Genomic DNA, 26,941 nt, shown 5'->3' with positions numbered 1-26,941 from the left:
GTCTGTCTGGTCACTTATCCGTGACTGGACAGACACTTTTTTATGTATAAGGCAAAATCACTCAGCCCGAACGAGAAAATTCGTTTATACTGTGATGCACACCACTTTCATATCTAGAAAGCGGCATCCATATCCAAAATTAAAAATGCATGACTCGGCGGGCTGGATCCATCATAATTTCGTGGTTTTTAACTGGCCCTGTGCATCAATGATTATTTTCCACTTCGTCGAATTTGGACCCGTCAATACCAAATGATCTGCCAGTTGATACAAATTCCCGTTATGATCCTGAAGCGTGTCGATGACAACGTTCTTGCCATCATTTATTGAGCTCACTCCGTATAAATACCGTCCGTCTGCTGTGCTTCCCACAGTCAAAATATTGTCTCGGATTAAATTATGTTCAACCTTATAGTTATTTGTTTCTAGATGAACCGCCCACCATTTTCCTTCGTATTGCATACGATTACCTGTAATAATATTCCTTGAACCAAGTATTTTGATGACAGTCCCCTTCCCCTTGATCGAATTATTCGAAAATGTCACGTTATCATAGATGTTTACCATTCGCTCCGGTTGAGGTGTCTCAAAACCAGGCTCAATTATGTTTGCGATCGCAACAACACCATTCTTCAAATCCATCGCAATCCCTGCTTGGGCAATGTAGTTACTTCTTACAATAATATTGCCGTTGGCCATGATTCCCCAGTGATTTCCTTGTGGCAAAATGATGTTGTCAGCAATAATGCCAATATCAAGCCCTTCGGGTCCCACAGTAGTCCGGGCTTCAATTGCTGCCGTAGGGGCCGATTGGAGAATAGAGTCTATGAAATTGCCCTGAATGATGAATTCATGGTTTTTTATATTATTTGGATTAAATGGAGTGGGAAGAAACGATACCGAAATGGCTGAGGTTAGCCTGATATTCTTCAGAACATTTGAGGTCACCATTGCCCCTTTAAAACCAGCCAAGATCACACCAAACGACGTTCCATAGACATTGTTACCATGAATCGTCATGTTGCGAGCTCCAGTTTCCCCGCCTTCATTATTGCAGCTGATTCCCCCTCCTGCTTTAGGCACATTCGTCCCTTGTTGCCCTCCGGTAAAAACGTCGTAATCCACATCCGTAGACAGAATGGGGTCATGTAAATAATTGTTCATGATATGCAAATCCCAAGTCGCCTTAACAAGGATGCCATCACCGAGATAACGGTAACAATCATTTTCATTGATGATGACAAAAGACAGGTTCGACCGCACAACAATCGGTTCTTCGCCAAGGTCATACAGTTTGTTGTTTCGAATCACGATATTACGAGATGGGGAATCGAGACTGTTCGATCCAATCACGCCAATCGCATCTGTAAATTGGCTGATTTCATTATTCTGTACGAGCACATTACTGCTATTTCGAATGGAAATTCCCGTTTTTCCTGCTCCCCAAGAAGCCTGCGTCGATCTTTTAAGCGTCAGTCCCGTTACTTCTACATGACTGCTGTTCACGATGCTTAGACCTTGATCTGACATTTCCAATACTGCCCCAGGAAGTCCCCTGATAATGACGGATCTGCCCGAAAACGTGTAGAACAAGCCTGGCCTCGTTACTTTGTAATGCCCCGGGGTGAACAACAGGATGTCTCCGTCTTTGGCAGCATCAAAGAATGCTCTGATTTGCACGGATTGGTCGCTCCCATCCCCTGGAGCAAAGTTGCGGACGTCGATCGTATTGCCATAGGTCCTGGCTTGCACAGCTGAAATGCTGCCAAGCACCTGGGCAAACATTTCATTCAGCCTCACAGGATTAAAAGCTTCATTGGTATTAAATCCTTGCATATTCAAGTTGTAATCAGAGTTAAAACTGATGTTACTCAATATACCAGCTCCCCTTCTTGAAGTATTTCCTATAAAAAAAGCCACAGTATAGTTATACTGTGGCCATTATAGGTTGCTTTATAAAGCGTCTTGGAAACCAGAATTCATCCCAGCGAAATTCGACGGTAGATATCCATATATTGTTCTGCAGAAGAATCCCAACTGTAATCTCCGCCCATCGCGTTTTTCACGATTTTCTTCCAGCTTGCTTTATCCCGATAAAACGCCTCTGCCCGACGGATCGTATGCAGCATATCATGGGCGTTGAAATGGGTGAACGAAAACCCGTTCCCCTCTCCACTGTGTTCATTGTATGCCTGAACGGTGTCGTTCAGACCGCCCGTTTCGCGTACGATCGGCACGCTGCCATAACGCAGCGCCAGCAATTGGCTAATTCCGCAAGGTTCAAAACGCGACGGCATCAGAAAAAGATCGCTTCCGGCATAAAAACGCCGGGAAAGCCCGTCGTTAAACAAAATCTGCGCAGACATTTTAAGCGGGTGGCGGTGGGCTGCCTCGCGGAACCAGTGCTCGTAAAACTCGTCTCCCGTGCCCAAAACGGCAAATTGAAGATCATCGTAGTGCAGCAATTCATCCAAAACTCGACAGACGAGGTCAAGTCCCTTTGAATCCACCAGACGCGTAACCATAACCATAAGAGGCGCATCCGGACGCACAGGCAGTCCCAGCTCCTTCTGAAGCTCCATTTTATTCTCTGTTTTTTTGGAGAGGCTTGATCTGAATTTCACCGCAATTTTCTTGTCGGTAGCCGGATTGTAGCTCATCGTATCGATGCCATTCACAATTCCGCTAAACCGATCGCCAAGCGAAGACAACAACCCGTCCAACCCATAACCGTAATAGGCCGTCTGTACTTCCTGCGCATAAGTCGGGCTTACTGTCGTGACGTGGTCGGCATAAACGACCCCTGCTTTCAGGAAATTGACGTTACCATAATATTCTGCGCCTTCCATCGTAAAGTAACGACTATGCAGCTGAAGCAATTCACCGAACACTTCATAGGGAAAAATGCCTTGGTACAGCAGGTTATGTATGGTAAACACCGTACGGATCTCCGTATAAAACGGATGGTGGGCGTAATGTGCCTGAAGCAGCAACGGGATCATTCCCGCGTGCCAATCGTGAGTATGCAAAACGTCTGGCTTGAAATCGATCTTAGGCAGCACTTCGAGCACCGCCCGATTGAAAAAGGAAAACCGTTCTCCGTCATCCATGTAACCGTACACGCCATCCCGCGCAAAATAGTACTCATTATCGACAAAGTAAATGGGAATGCCTTCATGGACTAACATCTCGACTCCGCAATATTGCCTTCGCCAACCGACCGGCACTTCCGTAACCGCGACCGTTTCCATGGCCTGTTTGAATTCGTCCGGAATGCTTTTGTATTTGGGCAATATCACCCGAACGTCGACTCCAGCCTTCTTCAAGGCGAGCGGCAAAGCCCCGATGACATCGGCCAAACCACCCGTTTTGACAAAAGGATGTGCTTCAGCTGCTGCAAACAATAGTTTCATGCCTTTTTCCTCCTCTTTGGTTGCGTCTGAACTTCGTCTTTGGAAGCTTTACCCGATGGGGCCTTCTTTGAAGCTTTCACTTTGCCTTCGGCTGCATCCAAAGCGGGTTTCGCGGCTCTCTGGCGACCCGCTTTCTTCAAAATGACAATGCTGAGCGGAGGCAGCACCACTTCAAGGCTATAGGGCCGCCCATGAAATGGAATCTTTTCCGTAGGCAGCTGCATATGATTGAGAGTACCTGATCCTCCATAATCGGAATGATCGCTGTTCAGCACTTCGGTATACATACCGGGACGCATGACTCCGATTCGGTAACGCTTCCGTTCGATCGGCTGAAAGTTAATAATGACCAGGAGTGTATCCGATGGTTTTTTTCCTTTGCGCACATATGAAATGACACTTTGACCATGGTCATCCGGAGTGATCCATTCATATCCTTCAAAGGAATGATCAAGCTCCCACAAGGCTTTTTCGTTAAGGTAGAACTTCGACAAGTCGCGTACGAAACGATGCAGTTTGCGGTGGCTCTCATAATCGAGCAAAAACCAGTCCAGTTGGTCTTCGTCCTTCCATTCGATAAATTGGCCGAATTCGCCGCCCATGAACAACAGCTTTTTGCCTGGGAATGTCATAAAGTAACCCAAAAACGCCCGCATACCGTCAAACTTCTGCTCATATGTTCCCGGCATCTTGTCGAGCAATGATTTTTTGCCATGAACCACCTCGTCATGGGACAGAGGCAGCACGTAATTTTCACTAAAGGAGTACATGATCGGAAAGGTTAGCAAATGGTGTTTGGCTGGGCGCTCATGAAACGGGCTCTTGATGTAATCGAGCGTGTCGTTCATCCATCCCATATTCCATTTGTAATTAAAACCCAGTCCTCCTGCATCCGTAGGGGACGTCACCATGGGCCATGCACTGGACTCTTCGGCCATGACTAACGCGTACGGGAAATAGCGGAATATCGTCTCGTTCAATTCCTGTAAAAAAGATACGGCTTCCTTGTTTTCCAATCCGCCGTCCGGATTCGGACGAAACTGGCCCGGAGATTTTTCAAAATCCAGCCGCAGCATGCTTGTTACCGCATCAACGCGCAGCCCATCAAAATGATACATTTCCAACCAATAAACGGCATTGGAGATGAGGAAGGAGCGGACTTCTGGTTTCGAATAGTCAAAACTGAGCGTGCCCCACCCCGGTCTCTCGGCTAACATCGGGTCAGCATACTCGTATAATGGCGTACCGTCGAACAATCTGAGGCCATGGGCATCTTTGGCAAAGTGGGCAGGAACCCAATCCAACAGAACGCCGATTCCTGCCTGATGAAGCTTGTCTACAAAGTACATCAGATCTTTTGGTTTTCCGTAGCGGCTCGTTGGCGCAAAAAAACCGGTATTTTGATATCCCCATGAAAGGTCATAAGGATGCTCCGTCAAGGGCATAATCTCTACATGGGTGTAGTTCATCTCCAACAGGTACGGAATCAACAGGTCAGCCATTTCACGATAATTATAAAGCGAGCCGTCTGGACGGCGTTTCCAGGTTCCCAGGTGCATCTCGTAAATGTGCACGGGTTTGTTGTATACGCCTCTTTGCTTGCGCCTCCATGCTCCGTCGTTCCACTTGTAACCGTCGATGGAGCTGGTGATGGATGCCGTACGCGGTCTGACTTCGGCGTGAAATGCATAAGGGTCGGCTTTGAGCAATTCTTCACCGTTTTTGGTCAATAAGTGAAATTTGTATAGGGTCCCTTCCTGAATGTCAGGAAAGAAACGAGTCCAAAATCCGGAATTGGGCACTTTATGTAATGGATCCTTTTTTCCGTTCCAATGGTTGCGGTCAAGGGCCAGACCCACTTCCTTCGCATGGGGCGCCCATACCGTAAACCGGTACCCTTGTTGTTGATTTTCGACGACAGGCTGTGCACCCAACATACGATAACTGTGATGAAGGCTTCCTTCATGAAACAAATAAATAAGTTCCGGTGAAATGACCGGATCTGTGAATGGTTCAATCGCCATAAAATCACCTGCTTTTCCCAGAAAATAATAATAACGTTAACCATTACCCCATTCTAGCCAAATTGAAAAGAAAAATGACCGATTTCGAAAATGTTGTAATTTTACAGATTTTTAACCGTATATATCGTTTCATCAGCTCCAAATCGCGTTAATGTATGTACAACTTTCAACAAAAATTTCCGGGAGGGAAACGATTATGTTTAATAAAGATTGCATCGCTATGCTGTTGGCGGGAGGAGAGGGTAAACGTTTGGCACCCCTGACTTCAAGTATCGCTAAACCCGCTGTGCCGTTTGGCGGGCATTACCGGATCATCGATTTTCCTCTCAGCAACTGCGTAAACTCGGGAATCGATACTGTTGGCGTGCTCACGCAATATCAAGCAGGATCATTGCATGAACATATTGGAAGCGGAGAGCCTTGGAGAAAAGAGAACTCGTCTGAATCTGGAATATCGTTGCTTCCATCTTACCATACAGGAAATGACGAATACTTGGGAACTGCGGATGCCATTTATAAAAATATCGACTTTATTGATAAACAAAACCCCGAAAATGTGCTGATTTTGTCGGGAGACCACATTTATCATATGGATTATCGCGAGATGCTGAACGCTCACAAATCCAACAAAGCAGCCGCCACCATTTCGGTGATGGAAGTCCCTTGGAATGAGGCTCACCGTTTTGGTATCATGGCCGCAGACCATGAATTGCGCGTAACCGAGTTCACCGAAAAACCGGCCAAACCAAAAAGCAATTTGGCCTCAATGGGTATTTACGTGTTCAACTGGGAATATCTGAAGCGCCATCTCCTCGAGGATGCTCAAAATCCGGATTCCAGCCATGACTTCGGCAAAGACGTCATCCCGCAAATGCTGAATGAAAGCAATTCGCTTTACGTTTATAATTTTAACGGGTACTGGAAAGATGTCGGCACGGTAAAAAGCCTATGGGATGCCCATATGGATCTTCTGCACAATGATCAGGACTGGAGTCTTCACAAAGAACATTGGCCCATGTTCACGCGTGGCTGGAGAAGCAAAACGAGTACGTATCGAATCCCCGCTTCCCGTACCGAGCATGCCATGTCCATGATCCATGAATCCTGTGCCATTGATGGGCGTGCCGAACGTTCTGTCATTTTCTGCGGGGCTGAGGTCGGCAAAGGTTCGGAAATCAAGGAGAGCGTAATTATGCCTAATGCTCGCATCGGCCGCGGCGTCCACATTGAGCATGCCATTATCGGCGAAGGAGCCATTATCAAGGACGGTGCCATCGTCAAAGGCAGCGCAGACGAAATTGCCGTGATTGGCCCAGGAGAAGTCGTTTCTGCCAAACCGGCATTGCGTACACAATCCGCGCGAATTTTGAAGGAAGTCTATGAGAAGACCGGTCGACTGCGTGCAGGCGAACTTTCATCATAAGTTTCACTTGGGAATATATAACGAAGGATTTGTATGAGGTTAATTATTCCTGATTTTATAAACAAAAAAGGCGAGCCGTTGAACGGTTCGCCCTTTTTGTTGCTTCATCCTATATCCTTTATTATACATCTTATTTCATTTGAACCGGGACGGATGTAACGCAGCCCTGTGTTTCAATTTCCTAACCATTCTGCCCGGTTCAAACAAGGGATATGCTTTGTTCCTTACGTTGTTCCGATATCCGGCCCTGCCTGTTGATCGTCATGTTTCATTAAATCATCCTCTTCAGCCAAAGCTGGCAACATCACCGTAACCGTCGTTCCCGAACCCAGCTCGCTTTGCATCGAGATTGTTCCTTCATGCAGTTCGACCAGCTGCTGGGTGATGGCAAGCCCCAACCCTGTGCCTCCGTTTTGATGATTAACCTGAAAGAAGCGGTCCCTGACCTTGCTCAAATGTTCTTCGCTAATCCCGATGCCCGTATCCTGGACAGCAGCAATCACCTTGCCGTCTTCTTCTTTCACGGACAAGTATATCCACGAATTTTCATGCGAAAATTTGATGGCATTATCGACGATATTAAGGAACACCTGCTTCAGCCGATTACCGTCTCCGAAAACATTATAGGCCTTCGTTTCATCGGCATCCAGCTTGAGATGGATCTGTTTCTGTTCGGCTTTGGCCCAGACGTTCAACATCGTTTCCTGCACGATTTCCCGAATGCTGACCGTCCCTTTGACCAGTTTCATCTGATTTTGCTGCAATTTCGAGAAATCCAACATTTCTTCAACCAAACCGATCAACCGTTCCGTTTCCTTGGAGATGATGCTCATGCCGATTCGCGTCTCATCCGGATCGTAGCCGCCGGAATCCAGCGTCTCGCTCCAACCCTTGATACTGGTCAGCGGGGTACGCAGTTCGTGAGATATCGAGGAAATGAAATCATCCTTGATCTGATTGCTGCGCACGATTTCCTGAGCCATGAAATTCAGCGTTGAAGCCAGTTCCCCCAGCTCATGCTTATAGTTTCCTTTGACCCTCACATCCAAACGGCCCCGGGCCATCTGTTCCGACACTGCGGTGATGTTGTTAATCGGTTTGACGATGGAATTCGCCATACCGATGCTAATAATGAGCACGATGGCCAGTACCGCGATACCCACCAGAATAGCCAGCAACCCCATCACCAGCAATCTGGAATTCACGTCCTCCAGGGAGGTCAAATATCGTATGATGTACGTGTTCTCGCCGCCCAGGTCCAGCTTATGGGAAACGGCCATGATTTGTTCGCCCGTATTCGGCTGCCTTCCAACCCATCGTCCAATGCTGCCATTCATCGCTTGGGTAATATCGCTCGTCTGTATAACGGCCCGCTCCGATTCAAACGCCGTTGAACTCGCCAGCACGCGACCGTTCAAATCCAGAATTTGCAGTTCGGTATTATCCAATTGCAAGTTCACGAGCAAGTATGACAGATTGTTTCCATCTTCCGCCCCGCTTACGAGGGACAGCGGCTCCTTATAATCATTGGTGGCGGTAATACGTTGGTTAATCGTATTATAGATGCTCTCATAGTAGTATCTCTGGACCGCAAGCATGAAGATGAACTCGACCAGCAAGAGTGCCAGGAACACCACGAAAAAATAATGCAGAACGATCTGCCGGGTAATGCCCTTTTTGATCATTGATCCCTGCCCTTCCACTTATACCCGTGTCCCCATACGGTTTGCAGGTACTCTGGTTCGGAAGGATTGTTTTCGATTTTTTGGCGCAAACGGCGGATGTTCACATCGACGATTTTGGGATCTCCCATATACTCCTTGCCCCATACGTGATCAAGCAGCAGATCGCGGCTCAGCGGCGTGTTTTCTTTTTCGAGGAAGAACTGGATCAACGAAAATTCGGTCGGCGTCAGTTCGATCAGCTCGTTGTTTTTCTTGAACTGCTTGGAGATCAAGTCCAACGAAAACGGTCCTGACTGGAACGTCACCTTGGCAGCCGTCTCACGATGCACGTTGACCCTGCGCAGCAAAGACTGGATGCGGGCAATCAGCTCCGTCGGGCTGAACGGCTTGCTCACATGGTCATCGGCTCCCACCGAAAGTGCATACACTTTGTCTTGCTCCTGTACCTTGGCTGTAAGGAAAATAATACCGATTCGTTCATTCGTTTCCCGAATGCGTCTGCATACTTCAAAACCGTCTATGCCCGGCACCATGACATCCAGCAATGCGAGGTCGATATCCGGCACGGATTGCAAAATGCGGAGCGCCTCATTTCCGTCACCCGCTTCCAGCACTTCAAATCCGTTTCGTTTCAGATTAATGACGATAAAACTGCGGATCGATTCTTCATCTTCAAGAATAAGCACTTTACTCATTTAGTTCTTCCTTTCTGTTCAGCTGCGATATATTGTCCAGTAATCCGTCATTACCATCCAATTGCGCGCCACGCGAAGCAATTACACGATCACTCGTTCGCGTAATTTCTTTCCACTTCTTGCCTTTCTCCTGCTCCCACTGAGACATGGTGAAATATCGAATCTCACCGACCGTTTCGTCGGAATCGATCATTTTGAAGCGAATATATTTGCCCTTCTCGGATTTGGTATCAATGGTGATTTTGCCATACCACTCGGGTTTTAGATTCAAATGGAACAAATTCGCGTCATCCCTGTATTGGAAATTCACAAATTTCTTGCCTTCATTTCCATCCCATTGATAAAACGTGTAAAACCACATCCGGTCATTGAACACATAGTGCTCCCAACCTTTGGGCGTTTCTTTCAGTCCAAATTCAATAATACCATCATTGTTGATGTCACCGCTTAAAATTTTGTCATCTCTGTACGTTTGGTCCGGAGATTGGAAAGCATTCACCAGTTTATTATCCTTAACGTAGACGATCTGGGAAAATGTGCTCCGGTCATCCAACTCGGCATCCAGCGCAATACCTGTCCGGTTTTCTGCAACCTGACCGCCAAGGGCGGTATAAATGTCCTTCACCGTGTAATCGGACTGGATCCGGTCGAGTTCCTTGAAGCTTCCTTCGTTATACTGGTAGAGGGCAATCGAAACAAACCCGCTGGTATTCAGCGACACGATAACAAAGTCGTTCTCCCCATCCCCGTTCAGATCCAACGGATTCCCCTGGCCGTCGTCAATCACCAGTTGATTATACGGAACGCCGCCCATCACCTGTTCAAGGGCTCCGCCTTTATAAGAATATGCCATCATAGCTTTTTGCGCTTCCAAGCTCACTCCAAGCACGATATCAGGGTAGCCATCGTTCGTAATGTCAAGCAGTTTGAAGGACTCGAGACTGTTGCCCGGCACGTCAAACGTCAATTTTTTAACCCAGGTATCCCCTTGTTCTTCGAGCAGCATGCCGTGGATGCGCACATTTTCGTTGGGAGTATCGTAAAAAACGATGGCCTCCCGCGTACCGTCCCCATCCAGATCGGCTACACGAATCATGCTCGTATTATTCAGATCTTTGGGACGGATCAGTTTGCTTTCCGGCGGCTGTTCTTTCTGTACGATGGTATACAGCCTCTCCTTGTCCATCGACATCGTCGGCGGTTTCATCAATATTTTGGGATCGCTGATGACCGTACACCCACTCAGTAGCGAAACAAGCATCATGGAGACGGCTCCGCCAGCGAATGCTCGCCTCCAGCGCGAATTAAGCAATTTCATCACTCATTTCAATCAAATCAGATTTTTTTCTTGCTGCGTCAGTCTCCGTCCGCGGATATCGAAAACGATGCGGCCTTCTGCAAGCCCCCAGATCCGGGTCGCATGCTTCTCGGCCAGTTCGATCGGCAGCACCGCGATGACGGTTGCTCGTTCCTGTTCACACAATTTGCGCAGCGTTTCCAGCACGGAATCCGCCGTATGCGGATCAAGCCCCACCACAGGTTCATCGGCCAGAATGACCTTTGCGCCATGAGCAAGGGCCCTTGCCGTAGCGACACGCTGCCTCTCGCCACCGCTCAACTTTTCGGCGGTTTGGTGCGCTTTATCCAGCAGCCCCAGCCCTTCCAGCACGTCCATGGCTCCCATGTAATCGTCGGATCTTACCATACCGGTGAGCATCCTCCACCACGGTGTTTGTCCGGCCCGGCCGATCAGCACATTTTTCAGGGCCGTGCGCCTCGGATACAATTGCGGGTTTTGCTCCAAGTATGCCCATTCGCGCTTGATTTTCGTTTTTCCGGACCAGCCTTGGCTCAAAATGTCGACTCCGTCGACGGTAAACTTGCCGCTATCCCATTTTTCCATGAGGGCAAGGCATTTCAAAAGCATGCTTTTGCCGCTCCCGCTGGCGCCTACGACGGCGATCATTTCCCCCTGTTGCATATCGAATCGGATATCGCGCAGCACCGGAATCCGGTCCGCTCCTACGAATTTATTCAAATTCTCTACTCTGATCATCGCGACGTCTCCTCTTGTCCATGTTTTCCTACTACTAGTGTACTCGGAAAAGGACATACATTTCCATGCGAACACCCGCTTCTATTCTACCACAAATTCCTTGGAAGGTTTACGCTTGAATAACAGTCCTCCGATGCCAAAAAGCATGTATAACACCCCCAGCAAAACAAACATGCTTCCCGGCGAGAACCAATGAATGAATTGACCGCCCAGATTGGGGCCGATCATGCTGCCGATCGTAAAGTAAAAAGAAGCGACCACATTCGCCGCCGGCAAAAACGCCTTGGGCAAAATATCAGCAGCGTAGGCCAAGCCAAGCGAAAAAAAGGAGCCGACCAGGCCGCCAGCCACGGTCAAGAGAACCAAGGCCCACCAGAAATGTGTACCTGCCAGCGGGAAAACCAGAAACGTCGCTCCTCCCATGATCCCGGCAAACATCAATACCGCTTTGCGCCCAAAGCGGTCGCTGAGCATGCCCAGCGGAAGCTGCAGAAGTAGTCCCCCAATCCCCACAAACGGCAGCAGCGACGAAATCTCATTGGCATCGAAACCAATGCGCAAACCGTATACCGGGAAATTGCTGTTCATTCCGGCTTCCATGTAACCGTATAAAAACGCAGGCAGCAAGGCATACCATGCCCATGCAAAGCTGCGCCGAAAACGTCTCTCCGGCCGTTCGCCCTGCTCCGTCTTTTCCGGTCTTGCATCCGGAAGTTTGATCAAAACCAGCATCAACACAGCCGCCAGACACGCAAACAGCACCCAGAACGGAACCGCTTCTCCATAACCAAGCAGCTTGATTCCCAGCGGCCCGATGCTAAAGCCAAGTCCGTAAGACATGCCATACAAGGAGATGTAGCGCCCCCTCTTTTCGGGCGTTGTTACCAGCAGCACCCAGAGTTGAGCTGCATAATGCAAAGCGCTGTCCCCCAAACCTACGATCAGCCGCAACATAAACCATACCCTGATATCAGGGATATAAGGAAAAAGGACAAGCGCGAACATGACCAAAACCAGTCCGCTCACGATCAACCGCTTGAACCCGATGGCACCAAGCAATCGTTCCGCAATAAGTGTCATCGCAAAGGAGCCAATATACAGCGCTGCGGCGTTTAAGCCGTTTAGGCCGGGTGAAACGCCTCGCTCCTCCAAAAAGATCGACAGCACCGGCAATAATAAGCCCTGGCTTATTCCGGCAACGACAATGACGGTAATCAAGATGAAATAATTCGATAATGAATGTGTGGCGATACTGCTGTTTTTTGACATAAAATGATTCCCCCTGCGTGCATACAAAGAAAAATCGCCATCGCTGACGACTTTTTACATTAAATAGATATCTAGTTATTCGCCCGAACCCTGCCAGTGGTAAGGCCGTTTGTCCCGGACTTGAACATTATAGTGGACAACGCCCTCTAAAACAAGCCATAATAGTACATAAGTCGCTGCGTATAAATGATGTGACGGGAGGATTCCGCATCGTATGTCTTATCAAGTTAAAATTGATGTTTCACCGATATATGAGATGCTCAACAGCTTCATGGTTTATGTGACGAAGAAATGGATCCAGCATCTGGATATTGGTCCTGAATGGATTCTGGACGTCGAAGGCAAACTAAGTTCCAACGTGAAGGCTGCATTGGCTCCGGCAGCCGCCTGGCCTTTCGACGATTTTGACGTTCTGTTCGCTTGGGCAGCCTATCGCGATTGCGGCCAAGAAAACGAGGATTTCCTTGGCATGCTGGCCGATTCGACCCCCGAGCAATCGCTCGCGAGGATCTCTGCCCTTATGCCGCATATTACAATAGAAGAAACTACGCGCATTTGCAACAGTTATCTTCCTTTGCTTCGTCTTTGGAACGAGCACTATTGCCAGGATATCAGCCAGGATTACCGGTGCTGGATTGAAGAAGACGCCGAAGAGAAACGGATACTGCTTGACAAGATGGGTCCTGAGCTGCTCGTGGAATACGCCACCGCAGGCGTAATCGTCGAACCGACCCCTGGTGTCAAAGAGGTCATTTTGTTCCCGACCGTCCATAATCGGCCTATTAATATGTATAATTTCTATGAAGGCGCGATGATCATGCAGTATCCGATTGATGTTCCGGAAGAGGACGAGGATCAGCCGCCTACCTGCTTATTGCGTTTTACCCATGCCCTTTCCGATCCGGAAAGGCTTCGCCTGCTCCGCTACGTCTCCGGGGAACCCCGATCACTCGCCGAAATGTGCGAAATGCTCGGCAAGGATGAGGATACGGTCAAGGATCAGGTTATGGCGCTTCGCATTGCCGGACTGCTGCGCACCCATTTGCTCGGCAGCAATCGCAAAGAAAAATACAGCATCCGTCCCGATGGCGTTTCCGAATTGAACATGTTTTTGGAATCCTACATACGTATTTGATCCGTATCGGAATGAAATGCGTAGCCGTCGGCTGCAAGGAGTGATTAATGATGAACACCTGGAAACAGCACATATTATTCGATCTCGACGATACGCTCGTCTATTGCAACAAATACTTCAACCTCGTGCTTGGCGAGTTTTTCGAAAATATGCAGGAATGGTTTAAAGGCGATGCCTTGTCCGTTCAGCAGGTTCGGGACAAACAGCTGGAGATCGATGTTACGGGAGTAAACAAAGTCGGCTTCGCGAGCCATCACTTCCCTCAATCGCTGATTGACACGTATCGCTACTTTTCGCAAAAGTATAAACGACCGACGGCTGCTTCCGAAGAGGCTTACCTGCACAAGCTGGGAATGAGCGTATACGAACAGGAAGTCGAGCCTTACCCGCACATGGTCGAAACGTTGGAGAAGCTGAAATCGGAAGGACATTCCCTTTATCTGTATACCGGCGGGGAAAAAGTCATTCAACAGCGCAAAATCGATCAGATGAAGTTATCTCTTTACTTCGATGACCGGATCTATATCCGGCAGCATAAAAACATCGAAGCATTGGAGGGTATTCTGTCAAACGGACCGTTCGACCGCACTGCAACCTGGATGGTGGGCAATTCGCTTCGCACGGATATTATGCCGGCAGTAACGGCGGGCATCCACAGCATTTATATCAAACAGCCGAACGAGTGGCAGTATAACATCGTGGAGCTTCAGCCCAACCCTGATGTGTCCATGTACACGATCACTGCCTTGAAAGAAGTGCCAGAGATTATTCATGAAAATCTGCAGCACCATGCAAAACGAATCTATCGGCACCAGTCGAAATGAGATAGGACTCTTTGCTTCTTTGATCCGTCTTCCGAATTAGTCATAGGGCACTGAAGCCAAAATGAAGAACCCAACCACAAAAAAGGACCCGTCTCTATCTCTCGGGTCCTTTTTTGTCATTCCAGTTTTGGCTCGTGCCGTTATCGATCGGCGCCAACCATACGCCTAAACACGTTCTGCAGACAACTTACCGGTGGAGCGGTCCTCAAGGATAATCCTCGCCTTAACGGTGCTCCCGTCTTTCCGTTTAAAGGACAGCACCTGAGTGCTTCCTTTCTCAATCAGCGACTTCAGCATCGTGCCCGTAATTTTTTTGCCCGCATATTCTTTCCAAATGACGAATCGACAGCCTTCCTTATAGCGGGTGCATCCGAAACCTTTATTGCCCTCGATAATATGCCCCGTACACCCCTGCGAAGGACATGAACCTAAAGCTTCCCTGCTTCCTGCGTTTGCCTTGTCCGGGGTTTTGATCGTGCCGGTAGTTGCTGCTGCAGCTGTTCTGCTTCGCGTCGCAACCGACTCCGCCTGCCGAGAACCTGTTGAAGACGAGCTGCTTTTGCGTGCACGGTTTCCTTTCCCTTTGCCCTTGCCGCGGCCGCCACGCGCTTCGTCACCAAACGCGTCCGCCGGAGCCGGTGTCTGGACACGCACTTTATCGATGATGGATAACGTAAACTTTTTCACGTTTTCCATAAATTTGTCCTGCCCGGCTTCGCCTTTGGAAATCTGGTACAACCTTCGCTCCCACTGGCCAGTCATTTCGGGCGAAGTCAACAGGTCGACCCCGGCACGCCGAATCAACTCGATGGCCGTTCGCCCTTTCAGCGTCAATTGCATCTTTTTCCCCTGCATGGTGATATAACCGACGTTTTTAAGCCGTTCGATCGTAGCTGCCCGCGTTGCAGGGGTGCCTAGGCCGCTGTCTTTCATCGCGTCGCGAAGCTCCTCGTTCTCGATCTGTTTGCCCGCACTTTCCATCGCACGCAACAACGTGCCTTCGGTATAGCTTTTCGGCGGCTGGGTCGCCTTCTCCTTGCATTCGCTTTTCTGGCACTGCACCGGGAGCTCAGGCCGTACCGAAAACGCCTTGTCCGTCCATTCTTCGGGTTCCTCCTCCTCCTGAGCGCCGGCTTTGCCCCTCTTTTTGCCCGACGTCTTGCCCTTTTCCTGATCCGCTGCGGGAAGAACCGCTTTCCACCCCAACGAAATGAGCTCTTTTACGGATGTTTTGAAAGTGTGTTTCTCCACCTCGGTCAGCACGGTATGCTGCTTATACTCTGCCGGAGGATAAAAATGGGACAAAAATCGCCGGACGATCAAATCGTAAATGTTCTGCTCGTCCTTCGACAACGTCCCCGGCCGCTTCAGTGTAGGCAGGATGGCATGGTGATCCTCCACCTTGGATGGATTGCAGACACCCTTGTTGTTTTTATGCACCAATTCAGGCTTCGCGCCTTGGGCAAGCTCACTGTATGCTCCTGTTTTGAGCATGTTCAGCGTTTTATGCATGCCGTCCAAATTTTGTTCGGTCACGTAATTGGAATTGGTCCGCGGATACGAAATGACCTTGTGCTTTTCATAAAGAGCTTGGGCAATATCTAACGTTTTTTTCGCGCCGTAACCGAATTTCGCATTGGCCTCCCGCTGTAAAAGGGTCAAGTCGTATAACCGGTACGGATACTCCTTTGTCGGTTTCGCCTCGTATTTGGCAATGCGGCCCGTCTTCCCCTTTACGCTCGCTGCAATGCCCTCCGCCGCCTCAAGATCAGTCAGCTTGTCTCCTTGAACCTGCAGCACTCCGCGGTACTCCACATCCTCCTGGCGGAACCAAGCAGCAACCTCGTAGTAAGTCTGGGACTGAAAAGCTTCGATCTCCGTTTCACGGTCATAGATCAGCGCCAAAACAGGGGTCTGCACACGCCCCACGGACAAAAGCGCATTGTGGCGGGTCGTGAACGCTCTCGACGCATTCATGCCGATTAACCAATCGGCCTCGCTTCGCGCCCGCGCAGCATGCGTCAGATTTTCGAATTCGGAAGCATCCTTTAGCCCTGCGAATCCCTTCCGTATGCTTTCGGCCGTCAGGTCCGATATCCACAGTCGTTTGACCGGTTGACGAAGCTTTAGCTGCTGTTGGATCAATGCAAAAATGTATTGTCCTTCACGCCCCGCATCGCAAGCATTAACGATCATGGAGCATTTTTTGGCCAGTTCACCGATCGTTTTCAGTTGATCCTTCGTTTTCGGGTTAGGGACAATTTTGAACTGGTCCGGAATGATCGGCAAATCCGCGAGGTTCCAACGCTTATATTTGCTATCATAAGCATCCGGTTCTGCAAGTCCGAGCAAGTGTCCGATCGCCCACGTAATGATATAGCTTTCGCCTTCCAGATACGTGCGATTGTTCTTGGCCCCGGGTTCCATAACGGCGGCAATGGTTCTCCCCATGTCCGGTTTCTCCGCGATAACCAGTGTCTTCATCCGTCTCAATCTCCTCCTATACCGTCACATGACGGCAAAAAGGGCCTTCCGCCCACGGAAGCCCCTGCTTCTATAATCCATTATATCAGATTTTGATCGCGGGAGCATCCTCCCCCATTGAATTAACCCACTGCCGGTTCATTCACGGCTTGCTTCTGTCTGCATTCGCGGCACACGCCTTGGAAATCCAGACGATGATCCATCACTTTGAAACCGTACTGTCGTTCCACCATCTGCTCCAGTTTCAACAATCCATCCTCCATAATCTCCTCCACGCTGCCGCAGTGCATGCATATCAGATGATGATGATGGTGCGACCCGTCCGTGCTGCGGAGATCAAAGCGGGCAGCCCCGTCGCCGAAGTTGATTTTTTCCACGACCTGCAGATCGCTAAGCAGCTCCAGCGTGCGATAAACGGTAGCCAGACCGATTTCGGGAAACTGCTCCTTCACCAGCAAAAACACTTCTTCTGCGCTAAAATGGTCCTTTTCATGCTCCAGAAGCACTCGGACCGTGACTTCCCGCTGCTGCGTCAGTTTGTACCCTTTCTCGACCAGCTGCTTCTTTATATATTGAATTTGCTCTTGAATGGATTTGCCCTGGTTATTTGTCATAGCAGGCCGCACCTCCGAAATATATGTTTTCGTGTAAATGACTACTTCAATCTAAATATTGCTTTGGTTAGTCGTTGTCAAATTTTCTTATTTATAATAATTATAAACTAATAATAAGTCTTTCTGGTCAAAAAAGCAATGCCGCTGATCACACTTTCGATCACACTTTCAATGAAGAAACCGCGCTATCGCATTCATAGCAAAAACCCCCCGCATTTCTGCGGAGGGTTTTTGCGGAGGGTTTTGTTTGCAGCCAAGTTAAATCATGCTGGCAAAACATGCAAAACTATTATTTTATAAACGTATTATACGAGAACGGTGGAACCCATCAAATATTTATCCACTTCGCGAGCTGCTTCGCGTCCCTCATTGATCGCCCATACCACCAGGCTTTGGCCACGACGCATGTCGCCTGCGGCAAACACTTTATCCACATTGGTGTTGTATTTGCCATAGCGTGCTTTCACGTTGGTACGGCGGTCCGTCGCCAGGCCAAGCTGTTCCACCAACGTTTGCTCCGGTCCGTCAAAACCGATGGCGATCAACGCCATTTGCGCAGGGAATACGCGCTCCGTACCAGGAATCGGCTGATAGATTTTGCGGCCCGTTTCGTCCACGATCCGTTCGATTTGAACCGTGTGCAATTCTTTAAGGTTGCCTTCATCGTCACCCACAAACTTGGTTGTCATGATCGAAAACTCGCGCGGATCTTGACCAAAGATGGCTTTGGCTTCTTGTTGCGCGTAATCCAGTGTGTATACGTTAGGGAATTGCGGCCAAGGGTTATTGATTTGATCGCGCTCCAGCGGAGCTTTGGCATGGGTACCGAATTGGGTTACGGTACGGCAGCCATGACGGAGGGAGGTCGCCACACAGTCCGAACCGGTGTCTCCGCCACCGATGACAATAACGTCTTTTTGTGCTGCAGACAGGTAATTTCCGTCTTCGAGTTTGGAATCCAAATAACTTTTGATGCTTCCGTTCAAAAAGTCCATCGCATAATGCACGCCGTTCAAATCGCTGCCTTCGATGTTGAATTCACGCGGTTTGGTTGCGCCGCCGCACAACACAACAGCATCATATTCGTCAACCAATTGCTGTGCAGGTATGTCCTTGCCGATCTCCGTATTGGTCACAAACTGGATGCCTTCAGCCTCAAGCAGGTCGACACGACGTTGTACGACTCTTTTATCCAGTTTCATGGTCGGGATTCCGTACGTCAGCAAACCGCCAACGCGGTCAGCACGCTCGTACACCGTAACGAGATGGCCGGCTTTGTTCAACTGCGCTGCTGCGGCAAGTCCTGCAGGACCGGAGCCAACGACGGCTACGCGTTTGCCTGTACGCTTTTCAGGCGGTTGGGGTACAACCCAGCCTTCTTCAAATCCTTTTTCGATAATCGCTTCTTCAATCGTTTTGATGGTAACCGGCTGCCCGATCAACCCGACCGTACAGGAACCTTCACACGGAGCAGGACATACACGTCCTGTAAATTCAGGGAAATTGTTGGTTTTGTGCAGGCGATCGAGTGCCTCTCTCCACAAACCACGATACACCAAGTTGTTCCACTCCGGAATCAAGTTATGCACGGGACAGCCCGACGTACCGCCGATCATATCTATACCTGTATGGCAGTAAGGAGTTCCGCAATCCATGCAGCGCGCCCCTTGCGTTCTCAGCTCTTCTTCCGCCATATGTTTATGAAACTCTTCCCAATCCTTGATACGCTCTGCAGGCTCCCGATCCGCGGGCAGTTGGCGTTTGTATTCCATAAATCCAGTAGGTGTAGACATCTTACATTTCCCCCATCCGTTCTTTTATCTTAATCCCTTCATAACCGAGGCCCTATATGAATGAATTATGCAAACTTCTCATTTTTTGAATATTGTATCACAAAATCTTGTCGAAGATATTTCAATAATAGTAGCATTTCAACATTTGAATATTAAATGGATTATCCGCATAATAATTTGTATTTTATACATCATAGAGGGCCAAAGGACCGCAGGTCAACAACCGAATTTTGGTTATCCAGATACGGGTATTTCGTCTTGCACATTACTTGATCATAAAGAAAAATGAATGCACGTTACGTAAATGTGAGATAATTTGCCATCAAAATCAACGTTTTAAGTAATAAAAGCTAGACAAGTTGAACGAATTGTTCGGATTTAAAGCTTTACAACGGTAAAAAGGCACATCGTTTATACTTTTTCACCAAAATATATAAACCCAATTCACATTTCATTCCTGATGTTGGTACTTTTTATGTTAGTTTTATGTAAAATCTTCGGTCAGACCTTCATATCCGTTTTTTTCGCTCGAGAATAAAAAAAGGGCTACTGTCACGAACCATTCGTAACGAGCGCCCTTTTTCTGCGTGCATCATTTTTTGGGATCTTGACCTTTGATGTCATATCTGGGCTCTTTGATCTCAACGTATGCTTTATTTACTTTTTTCGTTCATAAAATTCAAACGTGTAGGGGTAAATATTTTTTTCGTCCTGTTCGCCTTCGATCTGCTCAACGAGCTCCCACTCCGACCAATCGATGTTGGGAAAAAAGGTGTCCGCTTCAAAATGTTCGTGAATTTTGGTCACAACCAACCGATCGGCAAACGGAAGGAATTCACGATAGATCTCGGAACCCCCGATCACGCACAATTCTTCGCCTTGGGTTGCACTCAGACCTTCTTCAATCGTATGGACCACTTCTGCCTGTTCAACCTTATAGTCCAGGTCCCGCGTAATCACGATGTTTCGGCGCTGCGGCAACGGTTTGCCACCGAAAGATTCCCACGTTCTGCGCCCCATGATGATGGTTTTGTTCAACGTACGCTGTTTAAAAAAAGCCATGTCTTTCGGCAATCGCCAAGGGATCGCATTATTAAGGCCGATCGCTCCGTTCTCTCCCATGGCCCATACCAGTTCAATACTCATGTGTATGCACTCCTTTCACCGGATGCAATCAGATGGCAACCGGGGCTTTGATTCCAGGATGATGCTGGTAGTTCTCGAATTCGAAATCTTCAAACTTGTAGTCGAAAATCGAATCCGGTTTGCGTTTGATCACCAGCTTCGGCAATGCAAACGGCTCACGTTCCAATTGGGTTTTGACTTGTTCCAAATGGTTCGAATAGATGTGCACATCTCCTCCGGACCAAATGAACTCGCCCACTTCCAGATCGCACTGTTGAGCGATCATATGGGTTAATAACGCATAGCTGGCGATGTTAAACGGCAGTCCAAGGAACGTGTCCACCGAACGCATGGTCAACATACAGGATAATTTACCCTCAGCCACGTAAAACTGAAACGCAAAATGGCATGGCGGAAGCTTCATGCGATTGATTTCGGCCACGTTCCACGCGCTAACCAGATGGCGCCGGGAATCGGGATTGTTTTTGATCGCGTCCACCACGGCAGCGATTTGGTCGATTTTTTCGCCACTCGGAGCTTCCCAGGTCCGCCATTGCGACCCATATACCGGGCCAAGATCGCCGTTCTCATCCGCCCATTCATCCCAGATGCTCACGCCGTTATCCTTCAGGTAGCGAATGTTGGTATCTCCGCTCAGAAACCATAACAACTCGTGAACGACCGATTTCAGATGGATGCGCTTGGTCGTAACCAGCGGAAAACCTTCGTTCAGATCAAAGCGCAATTGGCGCCCAAAGACGGACAATGTGCCCGTGCCCGTGCGGTCTTCTTTGTGAACCCCGTTGTGCAGCACGTCCTGCAGCAATTCCAGATAATTTTTCATGTATTCATCGCCTCACAGTCGTTTCTATATAAGTTTGAACGAATGGTTTTACATCGAGCCACTATGTAGTCAGAACCATATTCCGATTGCTGTTATCCCAGATTTTTTTGACTCCTTTTTCAAGGAGGACATCTGTCGATAAGTCTCAACCTCTTGGAGAAGCTCATTGTAACAGTTTATCATATATCATTCTTTCACGGAAAGGCATCATTATTCGGTGACTTCACACTTCGCATATTTCATAACCCAGTCAACGAAAAGTTTTCCGCTTTTCATCCTCACTGTGTTCGAAGGTTGTCGTTTCGTGCAAGTCAAAAAAAAGGACAGGTAACGCTGTGGCGTTACCCATCCCTTGTACGTTCATCTATAAGGCCGGACGAATCCAAGGCCATTGCTGTTCTGAATTAACGGGAAATGATGTGGATCGGATGACCCATAACCAGTTCCGCTGCTTCCATCACGATTTCGCCCAATGTTGGGTGAGCGTGAATAGTCAGAGCCAAGTCTTCCAGAGTTGCACCCATTTCGATAGCGAGACCCAGCTCAGCAATCAAGTTGGAAGCTTCCAGACCTACGATTTGGCAGCCCAGAACAAGGCCATTCTCTTCGTCAGCAACGATTTTTACGAAACCTTCGGCATGGTTCAAAGATACGGCACGGCCGTTACCCGCATAAGGGAATTTGCCTGCTTTTACTTTGTAGCCTTTTTCTTTGGCTTCTTTTTCAGTCAGACCTACGCTGGAGCACTCAGGATCTGTGAACACAACAGCCGGCATACATTTGTAGTCAACTACGGACGGTTGTCCTGCAATGGCTTCTGCAGCCACTTTACCTTCGTAAGAAGCTTTGTGAGCCAATGCCAGACCAGCCACGATATCACCGATTGCGAAGATATGAGGAATGCTAGTGCGTCCTTGGTGGTCAACTTTAACGAAGCCGCGCTCATCAGTTTCAACACCGATCAAGTCCAGACCCAGTTCTCCGTCTGTGTTTGGACGACGTCCAACCGTTACGAGCAGATAGTCTGCAGTAATTTCTTTGGACTCGCCGTTTACGGAATATTTAACCGTTACGTCTTTGTCCGTTTGCTCAGCGCTTTCCGCTTTTGCACCCGTTACGATTTCGATGCCGGTTTTCTTCATGTTTTTAGCCACAAGGCTCGTCATGTCTTTATCGAAACCTGGCAATACCGTGTCCATACCTTCGATGATCGTTACTTTCGCACCGAATTTGGAGTACATTTGACCAAGCTCGGCACCGATATATCCGCCACCGATTACGATCAGGCTTTTCGGTACTTCAGGCAGGTTCAACGCTTCCGTCGAGGACAGAATGCGACCGCCAAACGGGAAAGGTTTCAGTTCGATTGGACGGGAACCTGTTGCAATGATTGCATTTTTGAATTTGTAACGCGGAGATTCGTGATCGTTGAATACACGCGCTTCGTTTTCGTTGATGAACATGCATTCACCGTTGAAAACTTCAACTTTGTTGCCTTTGAGCAAGCCAGTCACGCCGCTAGTCATTTTCTTAACAACGCCGTTTTTGAATTCTTGCGTTTTGGCAAAGTCCACTTTTACGTTCTCCGCAGAGATACCAAAAGCGTCGCCATGCAATGCACTTTCATATTGATGCGCAGCCGAGATCAAAGCTTTGGATGGAATACATCCACGGTTCAAACATACGCCGCCCAGTTCGGATTTGTCTACGATCAATACGCTTTGGCCCAGTTGTGCAGCACGGATGGCAGCTACGTAGCCGCCAGGTCCTGCACCAATTACCAATGTGTCGATATTGAGAGAAGCGTCGCCTACTACCATATCTTACACCTCCATAACAAGCAGCTCAGGGTTAGCGAGCAGCTGTTTAATGTAGTTCATAAAGTTTTGTGCTGTTGCGCCATCGATGATACGGTGGTCAAAGCTCAAGGACAGAGCCATTACAGGTGCTGCAACGATTTCGCCGTTTTTCACAACCGCTTTTTCGCTGATGCGTCCGGTTCCGAGAATAGCAACTTCAGGGAAGTTGATGATCGGAGTGAAGAACATGCCGCCAGCAGAACCGATGTTCGTGATGGAGATCGTGCTGCCTTTCATTTCGTTAGGGCTCAGTTTGCCTTCGCGGCCACGAGCTGCCAGGTCACGGATGGAATCAGCGATCATCCAGATGGATTTACGATCAGCATCTTTGATAACAGGAACGATCAAGCCGTTGTCTGTATCTGTAGCGATACCGATGTTGTAGTATTTTTTGTATACAATTTCGTTAGCTTCTTCATCAATCATCGCGTTAAGAGCCGGGAATTGACGGGAAGCCGCAACCAGAGCTTTAACGATGAATGGCAGATAAGTCACTTTTGTGCCTTTTTTCTCTGCAATTGGTTTCATGCGAGTGCGGAACGCTACCAGTTCAGTGACGTCCACTTCATCCATGATTGTAACGTGTGGAGCTGTGTAAGCAGATTTAACCATGGCATTGGAAATCGCTTTGCGGATTCCTTTGAATGGTACGCGTTCTTCTTCCAGACGCGCATCTGCTGCTGCGGCTGCCGGAGCTGCGGATTTTTTCTCTTCTTGAGCTGCTGGAGCTGCAGAAGAAGCTGCTGCTTGGCCGCCACCGTTTTTGAAAGCTTCAACGTCTTCTTTGGTTACCTTGCCGTTGTTGCCGGTGCCGTTCACTTGAGCAATGTCAACGCCTTGCTCACGAGCAAACTTGCGAACGCTTGGCGTAGCCAAAACGTCTTTGGCCGGAGCTGCTGGAGCAACGTTGTTGCTTGCTTGAGCAGGGGAAGAAGCGTTAGTGTCTGCTCCGCCTTGAGCCGCATCTTTTTCTTGTTCAGCTTGATCGCCAGCGTCGTCGCCTTGATCCGGAATGTCACCTTCTGCATCGATGATCGCAACAACTTCGCCAACGTGGCAAACTTGACCATCTTTTGCAAATACTTCAGTTACTGTTCCGTTAACCGGACAAGGAACTTCAACGACCGCTTTATCGTTCTGTACTTCCATGATGATGTCGTCGTCTGTTACTTTGTCACCGGGTTTGATGTGCATCTTGATGATTTCGCCTTCGTGCAGGCCTTCACCCAGTTCAGGGAATTTGTATTCAAATTTAGCCAACTGAAAAACCTCCTTGATTATGTGCTCAATCCTGAAAACAACCCTTAGCTCCAAGTCTATTACCGTTACTGCGAGAGCAAATAACTGTGACTACTCAAGGGGCTAATGGCTGTTTTCAGTGCAGCTTTGCAGCTGCGATGTGAATCACCATACTGCGCCTTGCGGCATGTCAGATGATTGAATTAAAACTCAACTACTTTGTTCACTGCATCGATGATTCGAGCAGGAGTAGGCAGCCAAGCATCTTCGATTTGCGCGAAAGGATATACCGTGTCAGGACCTGCTACGCGCAGAACCGGCGCTTCCAGGTGCAGGATAGCTTTTTCATTGATTTGGGCAATGACTTCAGCCGCAACGCCTGCGCTCTTTTGAGCTTCTTGAACCACGATAGCGCGGTTGGTTTTTTTGATGGAAGCAACGATGGTATCGATATCGATCGGGCTAACCGTACGCAAGTCGATAATTTCAACCTTGATTCCTTTTTTCTCCAACTCTTCAGCAGCTTTGATGGACGTGTGCACCATCATGCCGTAAGTAACGATCGTTACGTCCGAACCTTCGCGAACCACGTTCGCTTTACCCAGTTCAACCACGTAGTCTTCTTCAGGAACCTCTGCACGGAAAGCATGGTACAGGTTCAAATGCTCCATGAAGAATACAGGGTCATTGTCGCGGATGGAAGCGATCATCAAACCTTTTGCATCGTAAGGGTTCGAAGGGATTACTACCTTAATACCCGGAGTTTGCGCAAGCAAACCTTCCAAAGCGTCTGTATGCAATTCGGCTGCTTTTACGCCGCCGCCGTAAGGTGTACGGAAAACGATTGGGGAGTTGTATTTGCCGCCGGAACGGTAACGCATGCGCGCAGCTTGCACAACCATTTGGTCAAGGGCTTCGAAAATGAAACCTACGAATTGGATTTCGGCAACCGGACGGAAGCCTTGAATACCCAAACCTACAGCCAGACCGCCGATTGCGGACTCAGCCAGCGGTGTATCGAATACGCGCTCTTCACCAAATTCTTTTTGCAGGCCTTCCGTTACACGGAAAACGCCGCCTACATGACCTACATCTTCACCGAAAAGCACAACGTTAGGATCACGTTTCAATTCAACGCGAAGCGCATCACGGATTGCTTCTTTCATGTTCATTTGTGCCATTTGCTTCATTTCCTCCTTAAACATTGACAGTTCACATTCTCGAAATCACACAAGGAACCGTAATCCGGACGATCGTCCGGACACGATATATGCTTTTAATGGAAAAAACTTATTGGAAGTCTGCTTTTTGCTCTTCCAAGTGCTTAGGCGTATGTTCGAACATGCTGTCAAGCAAGCCTGGAATCGTCATTTTTTCTGTTTTTTCCGCTTTTTTGATCTCGTCGTTGACTTTCGCTTTTGCTTCTTCTTTCACGCGAGCTGTATCTTCTTCGGTCCACAGACCTTTTTTCTCCAGATATTTCGCAAAACGCGCGATTGGATCCTTTTCGCTCCACTCTGCTTCTTCATCTTTGGTACGATATTTGGAAGCATCGTCCGAAAGGGAGTGAGGACGGAAACGATACGTTACGGCTTCGATCAATGTTGCGCCTTCGCCATTGCGGCCGCGCTCAGCAGCTTCTTGAACCGCTTTGATGACAGCCAGAACGTCCATACCGTCAACTTTAACGCCTTTGATCCCTGCTGCAACCGCTTTATGAGCGATGGACAATGCAGCGGTTTGTTTAGCAAACGGAGTTGTGATGGCGTAGCCGTTGTTTTGCACAAAGAAAATAACAGGCAGTTTGTAAACGCCGGCATAGTTCAAACCTTCGTAGAAGTCACCTTCGGAAGAACCGCCGTCACCTGTATATGTGATAACGACTTGTTTTTGTTTTTTCAATTTGTATCCCATTGCAATCCCCATCGCGTGCAGGATTTGCGCGCCGATGATGATTTGCGGCATCAATACGTTAACGCCGTCAGGCACTTGGCCACCATGCTGATGTCCACGGGAATACAGGAATGCTTGGTACAATGGAAGTCCATGCCATACGAGCTGCGGAATGTCGCGATAGCCTGGGCAGATAAAGTCTTCTTTTTGAATGGCGAATTCACTACCCACCATTGTTGCTTCTTGTCCGGATACCGGAGCATAGAAACCGAGACGGCCTTGGCGACCGAGGTTAACTGCACGATCATCCCAAGTGCGGGTAAATACCATGCGGTACATAATTTCTTTTAATTGATCGTCGGAAAGTTCTGGCAACTTGTCTTTGTTAATAATTTCACCATCCGGAGACAGTACGGACAGAGCTTCTACTTCCTCCGTGTATACTTCATAAGGAACCTTGCTCATTTTTTTCTTCACCTCAACAAAAAGTTTGAATATCAAGTTCCGCTGTTATAGAATTATTATACACCTGTTTCACCGCATACGTCAAAGAAATCCGTAATTTT

Annotated in this window: 20 protein-coding genes; 3 read left to right on the top strand and 17 right to left on the bottom strand. The window is 48.4% G+C overall.

The features are described from left to right. Nucleotides 1–171: 171 nt before the first annotated feature. The 3 genes from L6H98_RS01090 to glgB form a co-directional block, all read right to left on the bottom strand. Nucleotides 172–1,875, bottom strand: a complete 1,704-nt coding sequence (locus tag L6H98_RS01090; protein ID WP_236412266.1) for a right-handed parallel beta-helix repeat-containing protein — start codon at nucleotides 1,873–1,875, stop codon at nucleotides 172–174. 104 nt (nucleotides 1,876–1,979) lie between these two features. Beyond that, on the bottom strand, nucleotides 1,980–3,413 hold the full coding sequence (gene glgA / locus L6H98_RS01085) for a glycogen synthase GlgA (RefSeq protein ID WP_236412264.1): 1,434 nt from the start codon (nucleotides 3,411–3,413) through the stop codon (nucleotides 1,980–1,982). Then, nucleotides 3,410–5,437 carry a 1,4-alpha-glucan branching protein GlgB gene (gene glgB, locus L6H98_RS01080; protein WP_290371403.1) on the bottom strand — a complete coding sequence of 676 codons (2,028 nt, stop codon included), beginning with the start codon at nucleotides 5,435–5,437 and terminating at the stop codon, nucleotides 3,410–3,412. Before glgB ends, glgA begins: the two co-directional genes overlap by 4 nt. A 196-nt stretch (nucleotides 5,438–5,633) precedes the next feature. Between glgB and L6H98_RS01075 the strand changes: the two genes are divergently transcribed. Further along, nucleotides 5,634–6,860 carry a glucose-1-phosphate adenylyltransferase gene (locus tag L6H98_RS01075; RefSeq protein ID WP_290371402.1) on the top strand — a complete coding sequence of 409 codons (1,227 nt, stop codon included), beginning with the start codon at nucleotides 5,634–5,636 and terminating at the stop codon, nucleotides 6,858–6,860. A gap of 224 nt (nucleotides 6,861–7,084) precedes the next feature. Here the strand turns inward: L6H98_RS01075 and L6H98_RS01070 are convergent, their stop codons facing one another. From L6H98_RS01070 to L6H98_RS01050, 5 genes are all read right to left on the bottom strand, one after another. Continuing rightward, nucleotides 7,085–8,545, bottom strand: coding sequence for a HAMP domain-containing sensor histidine kinase (locus tag L6H98_RS01070; RefSeq protein WP_236412262.1), 1,461 nt, complete (start codon nucleotides 8,543–8,545; stop codon nucleotides 7,085–7,087). Further along, on the bottom strand, nucleotides 8,542–9,240 hold the full coding sequence (locus L6H98_RS01065) for a response regulator transcription factor (protein WP_236412260.1): 699 nt from the start codon (nucleotides 9,238–9,240) through the stop codon (nucleotides 8,542–8,544). The genes L6H98_RS01070 and L6H98_RS01065 overlap by 4 nt, the downstream gene beginning before the upstream one ends. Beyond that, complete coding sequence (locus L6H98_RS01060) at nucleotides 9,233–10,504, bottom strand: hypothetical protein (protein WP_236412259.1); 1,272 nt, start codon at nucleotides 10,502–10,504, stop codon at nucleotides 9,233–9,235. The genes L6H98_RS01065 and L6H98_RS01060 overlap by 8 nt, the downstream gene beginning before the upstream one ends. Nucleotides 10,505–10,570: 66 nt before the next feature. Next, a complete protein-coding gene (locus L6H98_RS01055) occupies nucleotides 10,571–11,296 on the bottom strand; it encodes an ATP-binding cassette domain-containing protein (protein WP_236412257.1) in 726 nt (241 codons plus the stop codon). A gap of 81 nt (nucleotides 11,297–11,377) precedes the next feature. Continuing rightward, a complete protein-coding gene (locus L6H98_RS01050) occupies nucleotides 11,378–12,565 on the bottom strand; it encodes an MFS transporter (protein ID WP_236412255.1) in 1,188 nt (395 codons plus the stop codon). A gap of 214 nt (nucleotides 12,566–12,779) precedes the next feature. On the opposite strand from L6H98_RS01050, the gene L6H98_RS01045 reads away from it, so the two are divergent. Both L6H98_RS01045 and L6H98_RS01040 read left to right on the top strand, forming a co-directional pair. Further along, complete coding sequence (locus tag L6H98_RS01045) at nucleotides 12,780–13,700, top strand: helix-turn-helix domain-containing protein (RefSeq protein WP_236412253.1); 921 nt, start codon at nucleotides 12,780–12,782, stop codon at nucleotides 13,698–13,700. Nucleotides 13,701–13,750: 50 nt separating this feature from the next. After that, nucleotides 13,751–14,524, top strand: coding sequence for an HAD family hydrolase (locus L6H98_RS01040; RefSeq protein ID WP_236412920.1), 774 nt, complete (start codon nucleotides 13,751–13,753; stop codon nucleotides 14,522–14,524). Nucleotides 14,525–14,689: 165 nt separating this feature from the next. Here L6H98_RS01040 and L6H98_RS01035 read toward each other — a convergent pair whose 3' ends face one another. The 9 genes from L6H98_RS01035 to pdhA all read right to left on the bottom strand — a co-directional run bounded on the left by L6H98_RS01035 (nucleotide 14,690) and on the right by pdhA (nucleotide 26,840). Next, nucleotides 14,690–17,008: a type IA DNA topoisomerase gene (locus tag L6H98_RS01035; protein WP_236412251.1), complete on the bottom strand. Its 2,319-nt coding sequence runs from the start codon at nucleotides 17,006–17,008 to the stop codon at nucleotides 14,690–14,692. 122 nt (nucleotides 17,009–17,130) lie between these two features. Further along, nucleotides 17,131–17,622, bottom strand: a complete 492-nt coding sequence (locus tag L6H98_RS01030) for a Fur family transcriptional regulator (RefSeq protein WP_290371401.1) — start codon at nucleotides 17,620–17,622, stop codon at nucleotides 17,131–17,133. A 305-nt stretch (nucleotides 17,623–17,927) separates the two neighbouring features. Further along, on the bottom strand, nucleotides 17,928–19,415 hold the full coding sequence (locus L6H98_RS01025) for a glutamate synthase subunit beta (RefSeq protein ID WP_236412250.1): 1,488 nt from the start codon (nucleotides 19,413–19,415) through the stop codon (nucleotides 17,928–17,930). Between the two features lie 657 nt (nucleotides 19,416–20,072). Next, nucleotides 20,073–20,561, bottom strand: a complete 489-nt coding sequence (locus L6H98_RS01020; RefSeq protein ID WP_236412249.1) for a dihydrofolate reductase — start codon at nucleotides 20,559–20,561, stop codon at nucleotides 20,073–20,075. A 28-nt stretch (nucleotides 20,562–20,589) separates the two neighbouring features. Beyond that, nucleotides 20,590–21,384, bottom strand: coding sequence for a thymidylate synthase (gene thyA / locus L6H98_RS01015; RefSeq protein ID WP_236412248.1), 795 nt, complete (start codon nucleotides 21,382–21,384; stop codon nucleotides 20,590–20,592). 404 nt (nucleotides 21,385–21,788) lie between these two features. Beyond that, the gene (gene lpdA, locus L6H98_RS01010; RefSeq protein WP_236412247.1) at nucleotides 21,789–23,204 is read right to left on the bottom strand and encodes a dihydrolipoyl dehydrogenase; all 1,416 of its coding nucleotides are present in this window, start codon (nucleotides 23,202–23,204) and stop codon (nucleotides 21,789–21,791) included. Nucleotides 23,205–23,207: 3 nt separating this feature from the next. Further along, nucleotides 23,208–24,503, bottom strand: a complete 1,296-nt coding sequence (locus L6H98_RS01005; protein ID WP_236412246.1) for a dihydrolipoamide acetyltransferase family protein — start codon at nucleotides 24,501–24,503, stop codon at nucleotides 23,208–23,210. A 182-nt stretch (nucleotides 24,504–24,685) separates the two neighbouring features. Further along, entirely contained in the window at nucleotides 24,686–25,663 is a 978-nt protein-coding gene (locus L6H98_RS01000) for an alpha-ketoacid dehydrogenase subunit beta (RefSeq protein WP_236412245.1), read from the bottom strand. Nucleotides 25,664–25,772: 109 nt separating this feature from the next. After that, nucleotides 25,773–26,840: a pyruvate dehydrogenase (acetyl-transferring) E1 component subunit alpha gene (gene pdhA / locus L6H98_RS00995; protein WP_236412244.1), complete on the bottom strand. Its 1,068-nt coding sequence runs from the start codon at nucleotides 26,838–26,840 to the stop codon at nucleotides 25,773–25,775. Nucleotides 26,841–26,941: the final 101 nt, after the last annotated feature.

Origin of the sequence: Paenibacillus sp. JJ-223, from assembly GCF_927798175.1 — a bacterium.
GTDB lineage: Bacteria > Bacillota > Bacilli > Paenibacillales > Paenibacillaceae > Paenibacillus > Paenibacillus hubeiensis.
Note: the sequence above shows the minus strand (reverse complement) of the source record. Positions and strands in the feature narration are given on the sequence as shown.